Here is a 17,552-nt window from a genome sequence, read left to right as displayed (position 1 = left end):
AACCTCCTTTGATTTGATTGGTTGGCGAACCTAATCTTATTCTTCAAAGGAGGTTTTTTATTTATACTCATAGCTATAAGCTTTTTCGAACCCCAGGCATAGCCGGGGGTTTTCTTTATACAATAAAAAACCGCACAAATTCATTTTGTGCGGTTTTTACTTCTACTATTCGAGAATCTGTATAGGCAGTTCATAAAAATTTTCTACCCATTCTTTATTTACATAAGTAATGCCATCTATGATTTTATAAGTCATTTGTACTTCCTGCCCACTACTATTATAAGTAGTCAGGTACCTTTCATAGGGGCTAAGAATCATTTGAGTCCCCTTTTCGCCTGTAGTACTAATGATTACAGAATAAGTTTTAGGGTCATAGGTAACTTGTGTATTCTTAAATAAGTTAGGCAACATTCTTGCCTCTATCCATAATCCTTGTGCATCAACTGTAAGTAAATCTATGTACTTAGTCTCCTCTATCATTAAACTTTGTTTTTTAATAATAGGTGTCTTTCCTAGTGCATTGCTTGGTTTAATAGCAATGGCCTGTTTGCCCATATCGCTCCATCTATTAATAACCACTTGTTTTTTGTACTTCCTTTGTTTTCCTACATAAGGGTCATTAAGATAAATATAATCGTCATCATAACCTACTGCCACCATAGCATGTTCCGGTGTTTTCCATTCTATTGTCTTGCCTTCAGGTGTCGTCCAATAACTTCTTCTAGCATCTACATTGAGCATAGAGATGGTACACCATAACATAACAGGCTTTCCTTCATTTAAGGCTGCATAAACTTGACTAAAATCGCCACCACTTAAATCTTCTCCTCGACCAGGTAGATATTTCTCTACAATAGGTAAAAGTGCATCTTTATAGACTCCAAAACCTCTTTTACTAAATGGATCTCCTATAAAACCTTTATTAGGGTCACCGCCATATAATTTACCATTATTACTATAAGGCACAGGTACACGGTTAACTTCCTTAGCTAATTGTTCTTTTGTTACTTGTACCCCCTGATGTTGTAAAAGCATCGTTAATGCTGTAATCTCACATCCTGTAGGTAATTCCGGATGCTGATTAATAAGTGGCACACCTTCTATCAATACTTTATTACTTGCCTTAGTATTTAAGCAAAGTACTAATATAAAAAGAAAAGTCACACATAGCTTCATTCTGTTTTTCCACATCTTTTCATCCCCCCATAATATTTCCATAAAATAACAATAATTTTATTATATTATATTTTCTATTATTTTCAACAACTTCCTATTTAGTGTTATAAAAATATAAAAAAGCAAGCTTCTGTATTAAGCTTGCTTTTTCATCTCATTTCGACTAACTCATCTTCCTAATAGTTTTTTTCATCACTCTTTTAATATCTTTAACCATATTCTTCATAGCAGAACGAGTTTTGTTCATCGCCAATCCCTCCTAAAAATGATGAATAACTACACTCTTATTTTAAACAGTTTCTTTTTATTTATGATGGGCTTTTCATTCCTTAAAAGTTTAAAATTCCCACTTTTAATTTTTTAATTTACCAGTCATAATCTTGTCCACTTTTTAATATATTTAACATAGGAATTCGTTTATATACTAAGGGGGGAAAATCATATGGCAAAGAATAAAAGAGGTCCATGGGCTAAGAAAGAGAAAAACTGGCGTGGAACATGTCCACTTTGTGGTAGACCACGTGTAAAACTACTATGGGATAAAGATAAAACAAAGATTTGTAAACGCTGTGCTGCTAAAAAACTTTAAGACAAAGGGCTTTTGCCCTTTATTTTTTTTATAGATTGGATTAAAATAGAGATAATATAAACAAATGAATTCTTTTTGAATAATAGAGAGGTATTATTTATGTCAAATGAAATAAATACATCCAACTTTGTCAAAAACATCGTTGTTGATGACCTGAATACAGGTAAACATAAAGAAATTATTACTCGTTTCCCACCTGAACCAAATGGCTACCTTCACATTGGGCATGCTAAGTCTATCTGCCTTAACTTTAGTTTAGCAGATGAATTCGGTGGTAAAACAAATCTTCGTTTTGACGATACAAATCCTGTAAAAGAAGATACAGAGTATGTAGAATCTATTAAAGAAGACGTAAAATGGCTCGGATTTGATTGGGATAACCTTTACTTCGCATCAGATTACTTTGATATCATGTATGAGAAAGCTATCCTTCTTATTAAAAAAGGTCTTGCTTATGTTTGTGACCTTACACCAGAACAAATGCGTGAGTACCGTGGTACACTTAGTGAACCAGGTAGACCAAGTCCATATAGAGATCGTTCAGTAGAAGAGAACTTAGACCTTCTTGAACGTATGAAAAATGGTGAGTTCCCAGATGGTTCTAAAGTTCTCCGTGCAAAAATTGATATGGCATCACCAAATATCAATTTCCGTGACCCTATCATTTATCGTATTGCACATGCTACTCACCATAATACAGGTGATAAATGGTGCATCTACCCTATGTATGACTTCGCTCATCCATTAGAAGATGCTATTGAAGGTATTACACACTCTGTATGTACATTAGAATTTGAAGACCATAGACCTCTCTATGATTGGTTTGTTCGTGAATGCGAGATGGAAAGTGTTCCTCGCCAAATTGAGTTTGCACGTCTTAACATGACAAATACTGTTATGAGTAAACGTAAACTTAAACAACTTGTTGATGAGTGTGTAGTTGATGGGTGGGATGACCCTCGTATGCCTACTATCGCAGGTCTTAGAAGACGTGGTTATACACCAGAAGCTATTCGTACATTCTGCCGTGAAATTGGTGTATCAAAAGCTGATTCTACAGTAGATAGTCAAATGCTCGATTACTTCCTTCGTGAAGACTTACTTCCAAAAGCACCACTTCTTATGGCAGTTATGCGCCCTCTTAAATTAGTTATTACAAACTATCCAGAAGGCCAAACTGAAATGCTTGAAATTGAGAACAATGCCAAAGATGAGACAAAAGGCACACGCCTTGTACCATTCTCACGTGAGATTTACATTGAACAAGAAGACTTTATGGAAGAACCAGTTAAAAAATACTTCCGCCTTTTCCCAGGTAATGAAGTTCGTCTTAAAGGCGCTTACTTTGTGAAATGTACAGACGTTATTAAAGATGAAGATGGCAATGTAGTAGAAGTACACTGTACTTACGATCCAGAAACTAAAAGTGGTTCAGGCTTTACAGGCCGTAAAGTTAAAGCTACAATTCACTGGGTAAATGCTGCTGATGCTGTACCTTGTGAATTTAGATTATACGAACCTCTTATTTTAGATGATATACCAGAAAATGAAGGTAAACACTTCTTAGAACAAATTAATCCAAACTCTATGGAAGTTGTTCAAGGTTACATTGAATCAACGGGTGTTCAGGGTATTAAACCTTTAGATAAATTCCAATTTGTACGTCACGGTTTCTTTACTGTAGATACTAAATACTCTACTGAAGAAAAACCTGTATTCAACCGTATCGTACCACTTAAGAGTTCTTTTAAACTTAGTTAACGTTTCCTTTCCATTTTATAGAAAAACACCCACCCTATACATCTTATAAGGTGGGTGTTTTATTAGACATATAAAAAAGACAGAAGTCCCCCAACTCCTGTCTTTTCTATAAGTTAGCATCCCCTAGCGCTAACTTGTCCGATCTAAGTACTAAATAGCATTACCCTCTTTACTTTTAAAACTCTTTCTATATATAAACCTTATAAAACAATTAAATACCCTAAAAGTTAACTGCTGTTTCAGCATGTCCTACAATTAAATCATCTGGACCTTGTGCTACTACTGTTTTATCATGCCCTACAATTAAATCGTCTGGACCTTGTGCTACTACTGTTTTATCATGCCCTACAATTAAATCGTCTGGACCTTGTGCTACTACTGTTTTATCATGCCCTACGATTAAATCATCTGGACCTTGTGCTACTACTGTTTTATCATGCCCTACAATTAAATCGTCTGGACCTTGTGCTACTACTGTTTTATCATGCCCTACGATTAAATCATCTGGACCTTGTGCTACTACTGTTTTATCATGCCCTACAATTAAATCGTCTGGACCTTGTGCTACTACTGTTTTATCATGCCCTACGATTAAATCATCTGGACCTTGTGCTACTACTGTTTTACCATGTCCTACGATTAAATCATCTGGACCTTTTAATTGTGATAGTTGCCCCCCTACCGTACAGCTTACTAATAAAAATGTAGATATAATGGTTACATACTTTTTCATATTATTACTCCTCTACTTTCTTATAATAGTTAACTCATACCTTATTTTAACGTTATTTTTAAAAAATTGTAACCCAATTTAAGTTGGGTTTATCACTTACTAAAGAAAGGCGGCACATTAAAATGTACTACAATCTCAAAGGATTTGGTGAAGCTCTTAAAGAAATCCGCCATACACTACATCTAACCCAGAAAGATATTAGTCTTAAAGTCTCAATTAATCTTGAAACATTAAGAAAAATCGAAAATGGGCTCGTTCTACCAAAACAAGAAACACTAGATTTGCTCTCTTCTGCACTTAATATGGATATTGCAGAGCTCTTTTTAACTTATCGTATGGATCACTATGATGAGCTAGAAGATTTAAAAAGAGAGTTAGATTTTCACTTAGATAGTAATAACTATGCATTACTTCAAGAAGACCTTATTCAATTTAAAAAATTAGCCACACATAATATGAATCAGTTTTTCAGAAATCAGGTTCTACAACTTATTGCTTTAATTGAAGGTGTACTCCTAGGGATTAAAGAAAAACGTTATGATTTACAAATAGAATGTTATATACAAGCACTCTCCTATACCATCGAGAATTTTAATTTAGAGCACTATCAAACTTATTATTATAATGAATTAGAACTCCGTCTCCTTATGAACATTGGTCTAACGAAATATACCTTAGAAGATGCTTCACACTGTGTTGAAATACTTCTTTTCTGTAGTAACTTTTCTAAGGAAAATGTTCAGATTGCCTCTTCTAATCTTTTAGCTAAACTCCACTATAATTTATCTTATACTTTTCATCGTATAGACTTACATAAGAAGGCCTTAGAACATGCTAATCTAGGTATACAATATGCAGTCTCTAATCGCTCTATTTCCTTTCTTGCACATCTTTACTTCCGTAAAGGGATTGCACAATTCCACTTAGATATTCCTCAGTATCTAGAAACACTTCAATATGCCAAAGACCTCTTTATCATTTCTAATCATGAGGACCTTTATCATCAAATGTTAGAATCCTGTAAAGTACACTATGGTATTACTGTATAAATATATAAAATTATTATCGTGTCATTATATCATTGCATTATAAAAAGGCTATCTCTTGAGATAGCCTTTTTATTTATATTATTGAACTGTATAACTAAATTGTACACCTGCATTACCTGCAAATACTACATAACCTTTTTCCGGTAATGTTACTGTTGCATTTCCACTAATATATGTATTGTCTACTAATTGCCCATGCATATCATAAACCATTGCTGCACCATTTGCCGGTATAGTAAGCGCTATAGTCTTATTTGCTAATGCTGCTGGTACTGTAAACCATCTTGCATAACCTTCTTCTCCAATGGTACAGATTGCTTCTGTAGCATTGGCTAAATCTGGTATAGCATCTTCACTGATTGTAGTATAACCACCTATTTTTGCATACTCTACTTGGTCCTTCTCAAAGATTTGAATATCTTGAAGGTCACGTCCATTCATACCTGGTATTTGTATAACACTTTGTGCATTATTAGCATCTATAATCTTATTTCCTATTACATATCCTGGTAAGTAACTATCTAACATAAGTAAACTAGCAGGCATGGTTAAGTACACTTGAGAACTATATTTTTCATCTATGATGAAGTATTTCTTACCATTTCTTGCTTGCCATGCTGCATTTACTTCTTCTGATACTTCATTAGGCTCCATTTTTTGAAGTTGATAATCAGAAGTCGCTATTTCACCTATGCCTGGTAAACTTCCATATCCTTTAGCCCATAAATATTTATGACCATTACTTTCTTCTACAACTTGAACCTGTGTACTCCCATCAGGACTTACAAAAACCCCTTCTGTTGTATAGATAAAAGTTTGCTCTGGAACAGGCATTGTAAGTGCTTTTAATACAAGCTCACCTGTTTCTTTTATTTGTACTTCATATGCAGCACCCCCCATTGCCATATAAACACCTGACTCTGATATAAGCTCTTTAGGCATATCGGCTTTAACTGGAGCTACTGGTACTTTAGCTGGTTTTATTTCATCAATAATTCCTTTAGCTTTAAGTTGTTCTAAAAGCATAGTAGTTGCTAACATCTGATCATAAGTACTTGCACCACCTGATGATACGACTGCAGCTGCCATATTATGTTCCGGAAGTACAATTAAACTACCATGATAAAGCTGAGTATCTCCACCTTTTACAAGTGCTTTGATACCATACTCATTAAAAGGATAGACATTCATATTATCCCATCCAAGCCCATATTCAAAACTATTGTCTCCATCTTTTACCCAGATACCTTTTTCAGCTTCATTCGTTTCCATAGCCTTTAAGGCATCCTCACTTAAAATATCTTTTTGTCCATGCATGAAAATTTCTGAGAACTTACAAAGATCCTCAGCTGTTGCATAAATACCTCCAGTACCAATCACATTTACACTCTCTACCGGAAGTTCACCATTATAAGTAGGGTAATATGCTTTAGCGAGTTCATTCGTATCAAATTCGTCTATAGGTGTCTTAGTATTTGTAAGATCAAGTGGCTCTGTAAATGCCTTATGTATAAAGCTTGTAAAATCCATACCACTTACACGCTCTACTAAAATTTGTGCAAGTGTAAAACCATCATTACAGTATACGCTGTAAGCACCTGGGTCAGCTTTTAACCTTTGCCCTTCTAGCTGTGTAAGTAAAGAATCTACTGCATATGTATCGGCATCATTAAATAAGAATGATCCTCTAAAACTAGAACCCATAAGCCCTGATGAATGATTTAGTAGCATACGAGGGGTAATATCTTTATAACGTTCATCTGCCATTTTAAATTCTGGTATGTAGGTTGTAAGTGGCGTATCTAAATCTATTTTTCCTTCATCTACAAGCTGCATAACAGCTGCAGTTACATACATCTTACTAATAGACCCTATACCATACATCGTTTCATCAGTTAATGCTTTATTCTCTGATTTACTATATACACCCGTATTACCTGATAGTACAATTTCACCTGCATCTATTAATGCATACTGCATACTAGTTCCACCAAGCATTGTATTTAACATACTTGCTTTTCCTGATATAACCTGTTCTAAACTGGTTGAAGCTACGACTGGTACTTGATTCGCCATAACTACAGCAGGATTCATACTGCTTAAAGTAAGTGCTGCAATTAATAAAACAACTAATTTTTTCTTCATATTTATCATCTCTTTTCATTTTTTAGACTTACTTCTCTATTATATATTTTTCTCGAAAATTATTCTATAATTTTCCAAACTAAAAGAGGAGAGTATAAATAAACACTTTACAATACTTACTTGTACATGCTGTAAATATACGAGCTTTATACCGCAACTATAGATGAACTTAGTATATATTAGACTTCTTTATTAGCGGTTGATGAGAAAAGGAGTAGATTCCTTTATGGAATCTACTCCTTCGTATTAAGCTAATTTGTCTTCAAAAATTTCTACTTTGATTTTTTCTTTTAAAGTTTCAATATGATTACCAAATGCTTCATATTGCTTATCTTGAAGTGCTCCAGCTTTAGCTTCTTCTTTAACTTCTTCTAATGTTTTTACAACTGGTTCTGGTTGAACATTTGTTGTTTTAATTAAATGCCATCCAAATTGTGTTTTAACAGGATCTGATACTTCTCCTTCTCCAAGTCCTTTAGCTCCTGCTAAGAAATCTGCATCATAAGTTGGGGAATCGTATGCAATAAATCCACCTAAGCTTCCACCTGTTTCTTTTGTTCCATCTGTCCCAAATTCAGCAGCAAGCTCTGCGAAATCTTTACCTTCATCATATTGTTTTTTAATATCTTTTGCTTCCTCTTCTGTAGCAACTAAGATATGAGCCATTTCAGCACCTGCTGGTTGTGTGAACTTAGAAATATTAGCATCATAGTAAGCTTTAACTTCATCATCTGTCACGTCAATATCTGCTGTTACTTTTTCAAGTGTTTTTGCAATAATTAAATTTTCTTTAACAAATTGTGTATAGCTTTCTAATGTTAAACCTTCTTGTTCCATAGCTGCTGTAAATGCTTCTTCTGATTCAAAGTTCGCTTTTACTTTATCAATTTCTGCAGTTATTTCATCATCTGTTACTTCAATTTCAAAGTCTTTAGCGTCTTGAACAAGTAATTTAGACTCAATTAAGTAATCAAGGATTGCTTTTTGTTGCTCTTTATAGAAAGTCATAGCTTCTTCATTATTTTTGTAGTCTTCCCCAAATTGCATCATAAGTAGTTGCTCAAGGTATGCCATTTCTTTTTTCACTTCTGCAAGTGTTACTTTTGCATCGCCTACTTCTGCTACTACTACTTTTTCATATTCTGAGTAATCTGGTGCTGTAGCCTCTGCTCCCTGCTCCTTTGCTTCTGTAGTTTGAGTTGTGTCTTCAGCTTGTCCAGCTTTTGTGTCACTACATCCTACTACTGATATAGCTACTGTTGCCAATGCCATTACTGCTATGAATCTTTTAAATTTTTTCATCTTTACTTCTCCCTACAATGTTTGATTTACTTTTAGTATAACTTAAAAATCTTAACAACATATAAATAAAATATAGATACTTTTTTTCCTCTCTCTATCATACTTGTTTTTTTCACATTATGCTATACTATTTATACAATTTATCTCAAAAGAGATAACAGCACTCTATATTGTATGACCTCTTGACAACTTATATAAAATACTCTATCATATGAACATAGTTCATTTGAATGAGGTGATTTTATGTCACGTGTAATAGAGAATCCTACAGAACTTATTTTATCTGTAGCAAAGAAACTCGCTTCTGATGAAGGATTAACAGGCATTAATATGCGTACTGTAGCAAAAGAATGTGACATTGCTCTAGGGACAATCTACAACTACTACCCCACTAAGATGGATTTAATTATTGCCATCATAGAAAGTTTTTGGGCAGAATGTTTTAGTTCACTCCACACGTCTTATACTCAAGATTTAGATTTCTTCCAGCAACTAGAATATCTTTACTTCTATATTTTGAAGTATCTTGAACAGTTTAAGACAAACTGGTTAAATGACCTCTCTTCCTTATCTACTATTCATAAACAAAAAGGTAAGCAAAAAGAGGATGAGTATATGTCACACTTTATAGACTTATTTACTAGGTTGTTTCAAGCTCACAAGCATGAATTTGATCCATCATTATTTAACACATTTACTGAAGATGAATTAACTCACTTTATTTTTTCTAATTTTATGATGATGTTAAAGAATGGCGATCCTAATTATGAGTTCTTTAATTCACTTCTTAAGCGTATACTAATTTCAAAAGGCGCCTAATAGGGCCCTTCTTTTACACCCTCAAATGAACATTGTTCAATACTGAATGGAGGTTTTATTATGCAAGCTATTATGGAAACACTTTTTGATGTGGTTTACTTATCTACTGTTATTATCCTTGGTTTTCAAATGATTTTAAAAGGTAAAGATAAGTATATAAAATTATTCGGCTATATGTCTGTTCTATTAGGAGCTGGAGACTCCTTCCATCTTGTTCCTAGAGCCTATGGCTTACTTACAACAGGACTTGAAGCTAATGCAGCTGCATTAGGTATAGGTAAATTTATTACTTCTATTACTATGACTATCTTTTATGTTATTCTTTATAAAATTTGGCAGGTACGTTTTAACAAAACAAAAGAAGAAACTAAACTTTTAACACTTACTATCTATCTTTTAGCTCTAGTACGTATTATTCTCTGCTTCTTCCCAGGTAATGATTGGCTTAACTATAATGCACCTATCAGCTGGGGGATCTACCGTAATATTCCTTTTGCTATTATGGGTATCATTATGATATATATTATGTATAAAGAAGCTAAAGTACATAACGATAAAGATTATATTTATATGGCCATTGCCGTATTCTTATCTTTTGCTTTCTATGTACCAGTTGTTTTATGGGGCACTACAATACGTATTGTAGGTATGCTTATGATTCCTAAAACATTAGCTTATGTTTGGATTGTACTCATCGGTTATAGATATTTCAGAAAAAACTCATAAATCTAGCATAATCCCATTGACCAAATTATGGAAATATTTTACAATATGAACATAGTTTCTTACAAAAGAGGTGGTCATGTGGCTCGTGCACTTGAAAATCCTAAGGCTACTATTGTCTCTACTGGTATGGCCCTTGCAGTTAAAGAAGGTCTTGATTCTATTAATATGCGTAAAGTGGCAAGTGAAGGCGGTGTAGCCTTAGGTACTATTTATAACTATTTTCCTGGTAAGGCAGATCTTACCTATGCAATTACGAATGCTTTCTGGAATGAAGCCTTCAAAACCTTTCATCATGCGCTTGACCCTGAACTTGATTTCTATAAACAGTTTGAAGTACTTTATTTTTATATGAGAGATTACTTAGCACCTTTACGTGAAACGTGGCTAAAAGACCTTTCATCTTTTCCTGACCTTAATCTATCTGAAAATGATGATCTAGAATATATGGCACACTTCTTACAAGTTCTTGAAGAGATTATTGATGGACATAAAGGTGAGTTTAATCCTACTATTTATGGTATATTAGGCCCTAAACGTGTTATGAATTTTATCCTTTCTAATTTTCTCTTAATGCTTCAGAAGGATGAACATGATTATCGCTATTTTAATCTTATATTAAAAAGACTTCTATACAAAAATAAAAAGACTAACTAGGTTAGTCTTTTTTTAATAATTCTCTTCCTTTTGGGTAAAAATACTTCTTTAGATAGGTATTTTATTCTCTATAAGAAGGGAGATTTGTATGTATATTTTTTCTGGCATTATAAGTATTTTAGTCCTATTAGCTATTGCATACCTTTTTTCTGAAAATAGGAAAGCAATTTCTTTTAGAACAATTTTTACTGCACTTGGAGTTCAGATTCTTCTCATTCTCTTTGTACTTAGGGTACCTGTAGGTAGGTATATCCTTGAATCTGTAGCTAATGTTGTAGTAAAAGTACTCTCCTTTGGTAATGAAGGACTTGCCTTTGTATTTGGGGACCTCGTTACTAATAATTTTATCTTCGCCTTTAATGTTCTAGCTCTTATTGCTTTTACAAGTGCGCTTATTTCTGTTCTCTATTACTTAAGAGTTATTCCATTCCTTGTAAAATACCTAGGAAAAGCAATAGCTTGGATTTTAGATACAACAGAAGTAGAGACTTTCTGTTCTGTCGGAAACTCTTTTTTAGGTACAACAGAGGCACCTCTCCTTACAAGGCCTTTCTTACCTGATTTAACACGTAGTGAGTTATTTGCAGTTGTTGCTGGGGGCTTCTCCTCTGTATCCGTATCGGTTATTGGTGGTTATGTCCTTATGGGGATTGATATGAAATATCTCCTTATTGCTATGGCTACTGTTCCTTTTGCTACACTTCTTATTTCTAAAATTATTATTCCAGAAACAGAAGTAAGTCGTACAAACAATATTGAAATTGAAGGATCTGAGTCTTCTAACCTTTTCGAAGCTATTGGTGATGGTGCTATTCAAGGCTTACAGCTTGCCTTTAATGTAGCTGCTGTACTCATTGCCTTTCTAGGACTTATTGCTTTACTTAATTATATTTTAGCCTTTGTAGGTCTATCTTTCAGCTCTATACTAGGCTTTATCTTTACACCTTTGGCATGGCTCTTTGGTATTCCAAAAGGTGAAATCGAACCTTTTGCTACACTTATAGGAACAAAAATTGCGATGAATGAATTTGTTGCCTTTACAGAATTAGGGACATTACTGCATACGCTTTCTCCTAGAACTCAAGCTGTTCTATCTGTAGCCCTTTGTAACTTTGCAAACTTTAGCTCCATCGGTATAGCTGTAGCTGGTTTCAAATCTTTCTGCCCAAGTCGTAGCCCTGAAGTATCCGGATTTGGACTTAAGGCGCTTCTTGCTGGTACACTAACAACACTTATTACAGCAGCCATTGTAGGTATGTTGTTCTAAATTGTAATGCTACAATCAAAAAGGAGTATTGCCATTTGGCAATACTCCTTTTGTTATTCTTTTGCTATTATTCTGCTTGCTCTTTAAGCATTTTATTTCCAATAATAATGAACCATACAAGCGCTGCTCCAAATAAAGCATGTGCAAGACCTGCTATATGGCTAAGACCACTCACTTCAATCCCTCTCACCTGAGCAATCCCTCTTGCTACCATTGTTGCAATAAAATACACCATAGACACGTTATAACTGATAAACCATGCTTTGCTTCCTTTCATTTTAGAGAAGCCAAAGTTTTTATCAAGTAAAAGTACAATGATAAAGAATAAGAAACCTAATACAAGAATATGTGTATGAAGACCCTTTAAAACAGTTTGACCTGTAAATTCTGCCATTCTTGTAAACTCTCTATAAAATACACCTGCAATAAGGCCAAGAATCAGATAAGCCATAGATGCGTTAAAGTATTTTTTCATGCTAAATCCTCCATCTATATAATAAAAATTATTATTTAATTAATATTAGTATATCATTTCTTTTAACTTATGGCTATATTTAAATACTATTTTACGTATAAATATTTTTCAACCTCAATATATATTATAGATACATTTAATCTCAAAATTAAAAGGAGTGTTCTAATGAAAAAATTATTAACTATTCTATTCTTGTTTTGTCTAATTGCCGTTCCTATTACAGCCACTGAACCTACTTCTTCCCATTACTTAGGCCAGCTTGAAGCAAGTAATATTACATTAGATTTTAATGATATACATATAGAAACTTATGATGTATTAGGTAGTAAATATGTACCTCTCTTTAGACTACGTGAAATAGGCTTAAATGTTCATTATGATTCTCAAACTGGTATCATAAAGGTTACTTCTAATGAATTTCCTACTACCCAAGCTACACTCTCTGATGTCCCTTTAATCCATCAATACTACTCACTCTATGAACATGATATTTGGATTAATAACTTTAAAACACACGGTATTGATTCGCAAGATAATGTCCTCATTCCTATCGGAGCACTCCGTGAGCTTTATCATATTGAAATAAATGGTACCTCTTATAAAATGATTCCCAAAGAACCTCTACATATCTCTGCCACTCTTGATCAAATTACTAATGATCTTCCTACACCTGTTAGCTTATCTGTTGTTGACCTTTACTGGGATAATGGTTTCACTTATCAACCTAGCCATTATGATTTAAAACCTCTTGAAACGATTACACGCCCTGCTAATACATTGCATGCTTCAAAAAAATATCTTTCAACAGTTATCACAAAGGCAGAAGGTTATGAACTAAACTACACTAATGAAAACATGTTTGGCCAAATTAATACACGCTTATTTGAGCGCTATAGCTTGGCACAAAATACAGATTATCTGGCTAGTTTAGGGGATCCTATTGATATAGGTACACTTATATGGGCAGAAGATACAATTAATCAATCTGGCCTTTCTAGCAAAACGCCTTATCTTATTTGGACTAATACAGCTAGACAAAGAACCTATATTTTTGAAGGGAGTAAAGGGAATTGGAAGCTGATTAAACATTTTCTTTGCTCTACCGGTAAGTCTCATTCTCCTACGCCTAAAGGTACCTTTGAGCTTACTTATAAAGTGCCTTATTTTGGTGTAGAAAAAGGCTATAGATGTAAAAATGCCTTTGGATTTATCGGTACGACTTATCTCTATCATTCTGTTATGTTTGATAAATCTGGTACCTATCTTCTTAAAGGTAAGGGTGAATTAGGTACACCTGCCTCCGCTGGCTGCATTAGGCTTTCTGTAGAAAATAGTGAATGGCTCTATAATAATATGATAAGCGGCACACGTGTATTTATTGATTAGTCATTTAAAAGGCTGGTATAACCTCCTTAAAAAGGGGCTATACCAGCCTTTTATTATTTTATAGATGTGCAAGGTCATAAGTTATCACTTCATCAAATGCCTCATGTACTTCTCTAAAACGCATTCCTAATGCCACAGCCTTATGACAATCTAAAGTTACATTGCTAAAATCACTATATGTTCCTATATGTGAACTTGATTCTACTAAGTTTGCTTTCTTATGAGCTTTTGCTTCAATCATTTCAATAATCTCTTTAACAGTAATACTCCCATTTGTAGCTGCATTAATAGGCCCTACAAAGTCTGCTTTCGCTAGTAATGCTAAAAATTCTCCAGCCTCTTCTTCTGTTATAAAGCACATAGGCTCATCATATCTTAATGCTGTATAAGGTGTTTCATTGTAAGTATGCTCTACATAGAAAACTAATCTTCTTGTATAATCATGTGTACCAATTACTACTGGAAAACGTACTGCGATAGCGGGCACCTTAAATTCTTGATAAATTACTGCCTCTATAAGTCTCTTACCTTCTGCATAAGAGAAATCATTTCTATTACCGTATACAATAGGATAGTGATAAGGGTCAAAGTACTCTTCAGTTAAATGCTCGCCTTCACTATATACAGCTAGTGAAGAGGTTACAATATATTTACCCATTCTACCTTCCATTACTTCCAGTAATGCTTTGGCTTCATTAGGCGCATAACAAATATTATCATACACCACGTCAAACGTTAATCCTTCTAAAGCCTTTTCTAATGAAGTCCTATCTGTACGATCCAGTATAATGCGCTGAACCTCATCACCAAACTCATCTGCTTGTTGTCCCCTCGTTGCAATAGTAACTTCATAGCCTCTTTTAATAAGAGCCTGTACAGCTTGTTTACCAAAAAACCTCGTTCCACCTAACATTAAGATTTTCATTTTATCCCCTACCTCTTTCTATCAAAACTATTTGAACTTTCTACCTTTTGCTACAGAGCCTTTACGGTTTTTAGTAGAACTATTTATAGCTCCTGTATGGCGACTACTAGTTGTTCTACCCTTTACTGCTTTACCACTTGCATTTCTATGCTCTGTATTTCTGCTATTGGCATTTTTACCTTTACCACCTTTAGCATCTCGAGATGTGCTATTTTTCCCCCTAGAGTCTTTTCCTCTACCTATATTGCCATGTGCTTTAGGACCTTTACCGAAGCGGTCTTCACGTGGTCTAATCAGACATTTTGGACCATATCCAATGAGGTCTTGTCTACCTGCTTTCATTAAAGCATCATATACAATATCATATTTCTTTGGATTGCTAAATTGAAGAAGTGCACGTTGCATTGCTTTTTCTTCTTTAGTACGAGGAATATATACCTCTTCCATTGTCATAGGGTCAAGACCTGTATAGAACATAGTTGTTGAAAGTGTTCCTGGTGTAGGATAGAAATCTTGCACCTGTTCTGGTTGGTAATGAATATCACGAAGGTATTCTGCAAGCTCAATAGCTGTATCTAATGTACTACCTGGGTGACTAGACATAAGGTAAGGAATAATATATTGTTTCTTACCTAGTTGCTCATTAATCTTAAAGAATTTCTCTCTGAACTGATCATAAGTTTTACCAGCTGGTTTACCCATATACTTAAGTACCTTAGCTGAAATATGCTCAGGTGCTACTTTAAGCTGACCACTAACATGGTGCTCAATAAGCTCTCTGAAGAATGTATCGTCTTTATCAGCCATAATGTAATCATAACGAAGGCCTGAACGAACGAATACTTTCTTAACTTTAGGGATTTCTCTCATCTTTCTAAGTACACCTAAGTACTCCTTATGATCTACATCCATAGCCTTACATAATGTAGGTGCAAGACACTCTTTGTGCTTACATACACCTGCTTTAAGTTGTTTCTTACATGCTGGTCCCCTAAAGTTAGCTGTAGGGCCACCTACGTCATGGATATATCCTTTAAAGTCAGGAAGATGTGTCATTTCTTCGGCTTCTTTCAGGATAGATTCTTCACTTCTACTTTGTACAATACGTCCTTGATGGAATGTAAGGGCACAGAAGTGACAGCTACCAAAGCATCCTCTAGAACTTACAATACTAAACTTAACCTCTTCAATAGCAGGAATACCACCATCTTTTTCATAGATTGGATGATATGTTTTCATATAAGGAAGACCATAAACCTTATCTAACTCTTCCCTAGAAAGAGGCATATCTGGTTTATTCTGAACAAGATATTTATTACCATGCTTCTGAATAATTGTTTTGCCTGTTACAGGGTCTTGCTCTTGATACTGTACTTTAAAGGCCTGTGCATATTTTACTTTATCTTCACTTACTTCTTTAAATGAAGCAATCTCTACATAATCATAAACATAATCTTTATCATCAACTAAATAACATGTCCCATTTACAAAAGAAATGTATTTAGCACGAAGTCCATCATTTAAAGCATTAGCCACTTCTACTATGTTACGCTCACTCATTCCGTATAAAAGAAGGTCAGCACCACTATCTACAAGAATAGATTTACGAACACTGTTACTCCAGTAATCATAATGTGCAAAACGGCGTAAGCTTGCTTCAATACCTCCGATTACAATATCTACATCTTTATAAGCTTCACGGATTTTGTTGCAGTATACGATAGTAGAACGGTCTGGTCTAAGCCCCATTTTCCCACCTGGTGAATATAAATCTTTCTCTCTTATACGCTTTGAAACAGTGTAATGGTTAACCATAGGGTCCATATTTCCACCATTAACAAGGAAAGCAAGTCTTGGTTTACCCAATTTCATAAAGTCATCCGTTGTTTTCCAGTTAGGCTGTGCAATAATACCTACCTTATAACCTGCATCTTCTAATACACGTGAGATAATAGCTGTTCCAAAACTGTGATGGTCTACATAAGCATCTGCTGTTACAAGGACGAAGTCACATTCATCCCAACCGCGTTCTATCATATCTTCTCTACAAATAGGTAAGAATTTTTTTTCATTCATCAAATTTGAAGTCCTCTCTATTGTCAATATAGTTCATTGGTATATATTTAAATCTTAATTATTTTATCGATTACTTTAAACCCAACTTGTATCATAACACTTTTTATGCATGTAATCTACTTCTTAAATTTGTTAAAGTATCTCCTATAATAAATTTAAGTATACAACAAAAAACCTCTAAACTTCTTTTTAAATAAGTTTAGAGGTTTTAGGCATAAAAAAATGGTCGCTATAGGGCTCGAACCTATGACCCCCTGCTTGTAAGGCAGGTGCTCTCCCAGCTGAGCTAAGCGACCATGGGATTTGGCAACCACTTACTCTCCCGGGCCGTCTCCAGCCAAGTACCATCAGCCGCTTTAGTCTTAACCTACGTGTTCGGTATGGGAACGGGTGTTTCCCTAAAGCGCATCGTCACCAAAAATATTTGAGTATTTAATTAGTATTCCTAAAAGTATAATACTTATACTCT

15 protein-coding genes, 1 tRNA gene and 1 rRNA gene are annotated in these 17,552 nt (G+C 34.4%); 8 read left to right on the top strand and 9 right to left on the bottom strand.

Annotation, left to right across the window (positions count from 1 at the left end; all coding sequences use genetic code 11):
* Positions 1–165: 165 nt before the first annotated feature.
* Positions 166–1,191 (bottom strand): C39 family peptidase, encoded by a 1,026-nt coding sequence (locus H8718_RS17645; protein WP_249334176.1) that lies wholly within the window; start codon positions 1,189–1,191, stop codon positions 166–168.
* A 427-nt stretch (positions 1,192–1,618) separates the two neighbouring features.
* Here H8718_RS17645 and H8718_RS17640 point away from each other — a divergent pair, with 427 nt between their 5' ends.
* Positions 1,619–1,765: a hypothetical protein gene (locus tag H8718_RS17640; RefSeq protein ID WP_177671804.1), complete on the top strand. Its 147-nt coding sequence runs from the start codon at positions 1,619–1,621 to the stop codon at positions 1,763–1,765.
* Positions 1,766–1,864: 99 nt separating this feature from the next.
* Positions 1,865–3,526 carry a glutamine--tRNA ligase/YqeY domain fusion protein gene (locus H8718_RS17635; RefSeq protein WP_249334174.1) on the top strand — a complete coding sequence of 554 codons (1,662 nt, stop codon included), beginning with the start codon at positions 1,865–1,867 and terminating at the stop codon, positions 3,524–3,526.
* A gap of 220 nt (positions 3,527–3,746) precedes the next feature.
* Here the strand turns inward: H8718_RS17635 and H8718_RS17630 are convergent, their stop codons facing one another.
* Complete coding sequence (locus tag H8718_RS17630; protein ID WP_249334173.1) at positions 3,747–4,259, bottom strand: hypothetical protein; 513 nt, start codon at positions 4,257–4,259, stop codon at positions 3,747–3,749.
* Positions 4,260–4,381: 122 nt separating this feature from the next.
* Here H8718_RS17630 and H8718_RS17625 point away from each other — a divergent pair, with 122 nt between their 5' ends.
* Complete coding sequence (locus tag H8718_RS17625; protein ID WP_249334171.1) at positions 4,382–5,308, top strand: helix-turn-helix domain-containing protein; 927 nt, start codon at positions 4,382–4,384, stop codon at positions 5,306–5,308.
* A gap of 78 nt (positions 5,309–5,386) precedes the next feature.
* Here the strand turns inward: H8718_RS17625 and H8718_RS17620 are convergent, their stop codons facing one another.
* Together H8718_RS17620 and H8718_RS17615 are read right to left on the bottom strand one after the other, a co-directional pair.
* On the bottom strand, positions 5,387–7,453 hold the full coding sequence (locus H8718_RS17620) for a serine hydrolase domain-containing protein (protein ID WP_249334169.1): 2,067 nt from the start codon (positions 7,451–7,453) through the stop codon (positions 5,387–5,389).
* Positions 7,454–7,699: 246 nt separating this feature from the next.
* Positions 7,700–8,755, bottom strand: coding sequence for a peptidyl-prolyl cis-trans isomerase (locus H8718_RS17615; RefSeq protein ID WP_249334167.1), 1,056 nt, complete (start codon positions 8,753–8,755; stop codon positions 7,700–7,702).
* A 243-nt stretch (positions 8,756–8,998) separates the two neighbouring features.
* On the opposite strand from H8718_RS17615, the gene H8718_RS17610 reads away from it, so the two are divergent.
* From H8718_RS17610 to H8718_RS17595, 4 genes are all read left to right on the top strand, one after another.
* Positions 8,999–9,574: a TetR/AcrR family transcriptional regulator gene (locus H8718_RS17610; RefSeq protein ID WP_249334166.1), complete on the top strand. Its 576-nt coding sequence runs from the start codon at positions 8,999–9,001 to the stop codon at positions 9,572–9,574.
* Positions 9,575–9,634: 60 nt separating this feature from the next.
* Positions 9,635–10,300: a hypothetical protein gene (locus H8718_RS17605; RefSeq protein ID WP_249334164.1), complete on the top strand. Its 666-nt coding sequence runs from the start codon at positions 9,635–9,637 to the stop codon at positions 10,298–10,300.
* Between the two features lie 78 nt (positions 10,301–10,378).
* On the top strand, positions 10,379–10,954 hold the full coding sequence (locus H8718_RS17600; RefSeq protein ID WP_249334162.1) for a TetR/AcrR family transcriptional regulator: 576 nt from the start codon (positions 10,379–10,381) through the stop codon (positions 10,952–10,954).
* 88 nt (positions 10,955–11,042) lie between these two features.
* Complete coding sequence (locus H8718_RS17595; RefSeq protein WP_249334161.1) at positions 11,043–12,221, top strand: NupC/NupG family nucleoside CNT transporter; 1,179 nt, start codon at positions 11,043–11,045, stop codon at positions 12,219–12,221.
* 67 nt (positions 12,222–12,288) lie between these two features.
* Here H8718_RS17595 and H8718_RS17590 read toward each other — a convergent pair whose 3' ends face one another.
* Positions 12,289–12,696 carry a DUF2871 domain-containing protein gene (locus H8718_RS17590; protein WP_177671794.1) on the bottom strand — a complete coding sequence of 136 codons (408 nt, stop codon included), beginning with the start codon at positions 12,694–12,696 and terminating at the stop codon, positions 12,289–12,291.
* A gap of 165 nt (positions 12,697–12,861) precedes the next feature.
* On the opposite strand from H8718_RS17590, the gene H8718_RS17585 reads away from it, so the two are divergent.
* Positions 12,862–14,082, top strand: a complete 1,221-nt coding sequence (locus H8718_RS17585) for a L,D-transpeptidase (RefSeq protein ID WP_249334159.1) — start codon at positions 12,862–12,864, stop codon at positions 14,080–14,082.
* 58 nt (positions 14,083–14,140) lie between these two features.
* Here H8718_RS17585 and H8718_RS17580 read toward each other — a convergent pair whose 3' ends face one another.
* The 4 genes from H8718_RS17580 to rrf form a co-directional block, all read right to left on the bottom strand.
* Entirely contained in the window at positions 14,141–15,007 is an 867-nt protein-coding gene (locus H8718_RS17580) for an NAD-dependent epimerase/dehydratase family protein (RefSeq protein ID WP_249334157.1), read from the bottom strand.
* A gap of 27 nt (positions 15,008–15,034) precedes the next feature.
* Positions 15,035–17,083 (bottom strand): YgiQ family radical SAM protein, encoded by a 2,049-nt coding sequence (locus H8718_RS17575; RefSeq protein ID WP_249334155.1) that lies wholly within the window; start codon positions 17,081–17,083, stop codon positions 15,035–15,037.
* 223 nt (positions 17,084–17,306) lie between these two features.
* Positions 17,307–17,379: transfer RNA gene (locus H8718_RS17570), tRNA-Val, on the bottom strand.
* A gap of 5 nt (positions 17,380–17,384) precedes the next feature.
* Positions 17,385–17,502, bottom strand: a 5S ribosomal RNA gene (gene rrf, locus H8718_RS17565).
* Between the last annotated feature and the right edge of the window lie 50 nt (positions 17,503–17,552).

It is taken from the genome of Zhenhengia yiwuensis (assembly GCF_014384995.1).
GTDB classification, from domain to species: domain Bacteria; phylum Bacillota; class Clostridia; order Lachnospirales; family Cellulosilyticaceae; genus Zhenhengia; species Zhenhengia yiwuensis.
Note: the sequence above shows the minus strand (reverse complement) of the source record. Positions and strands in the feature narration are given on the sequence as shown.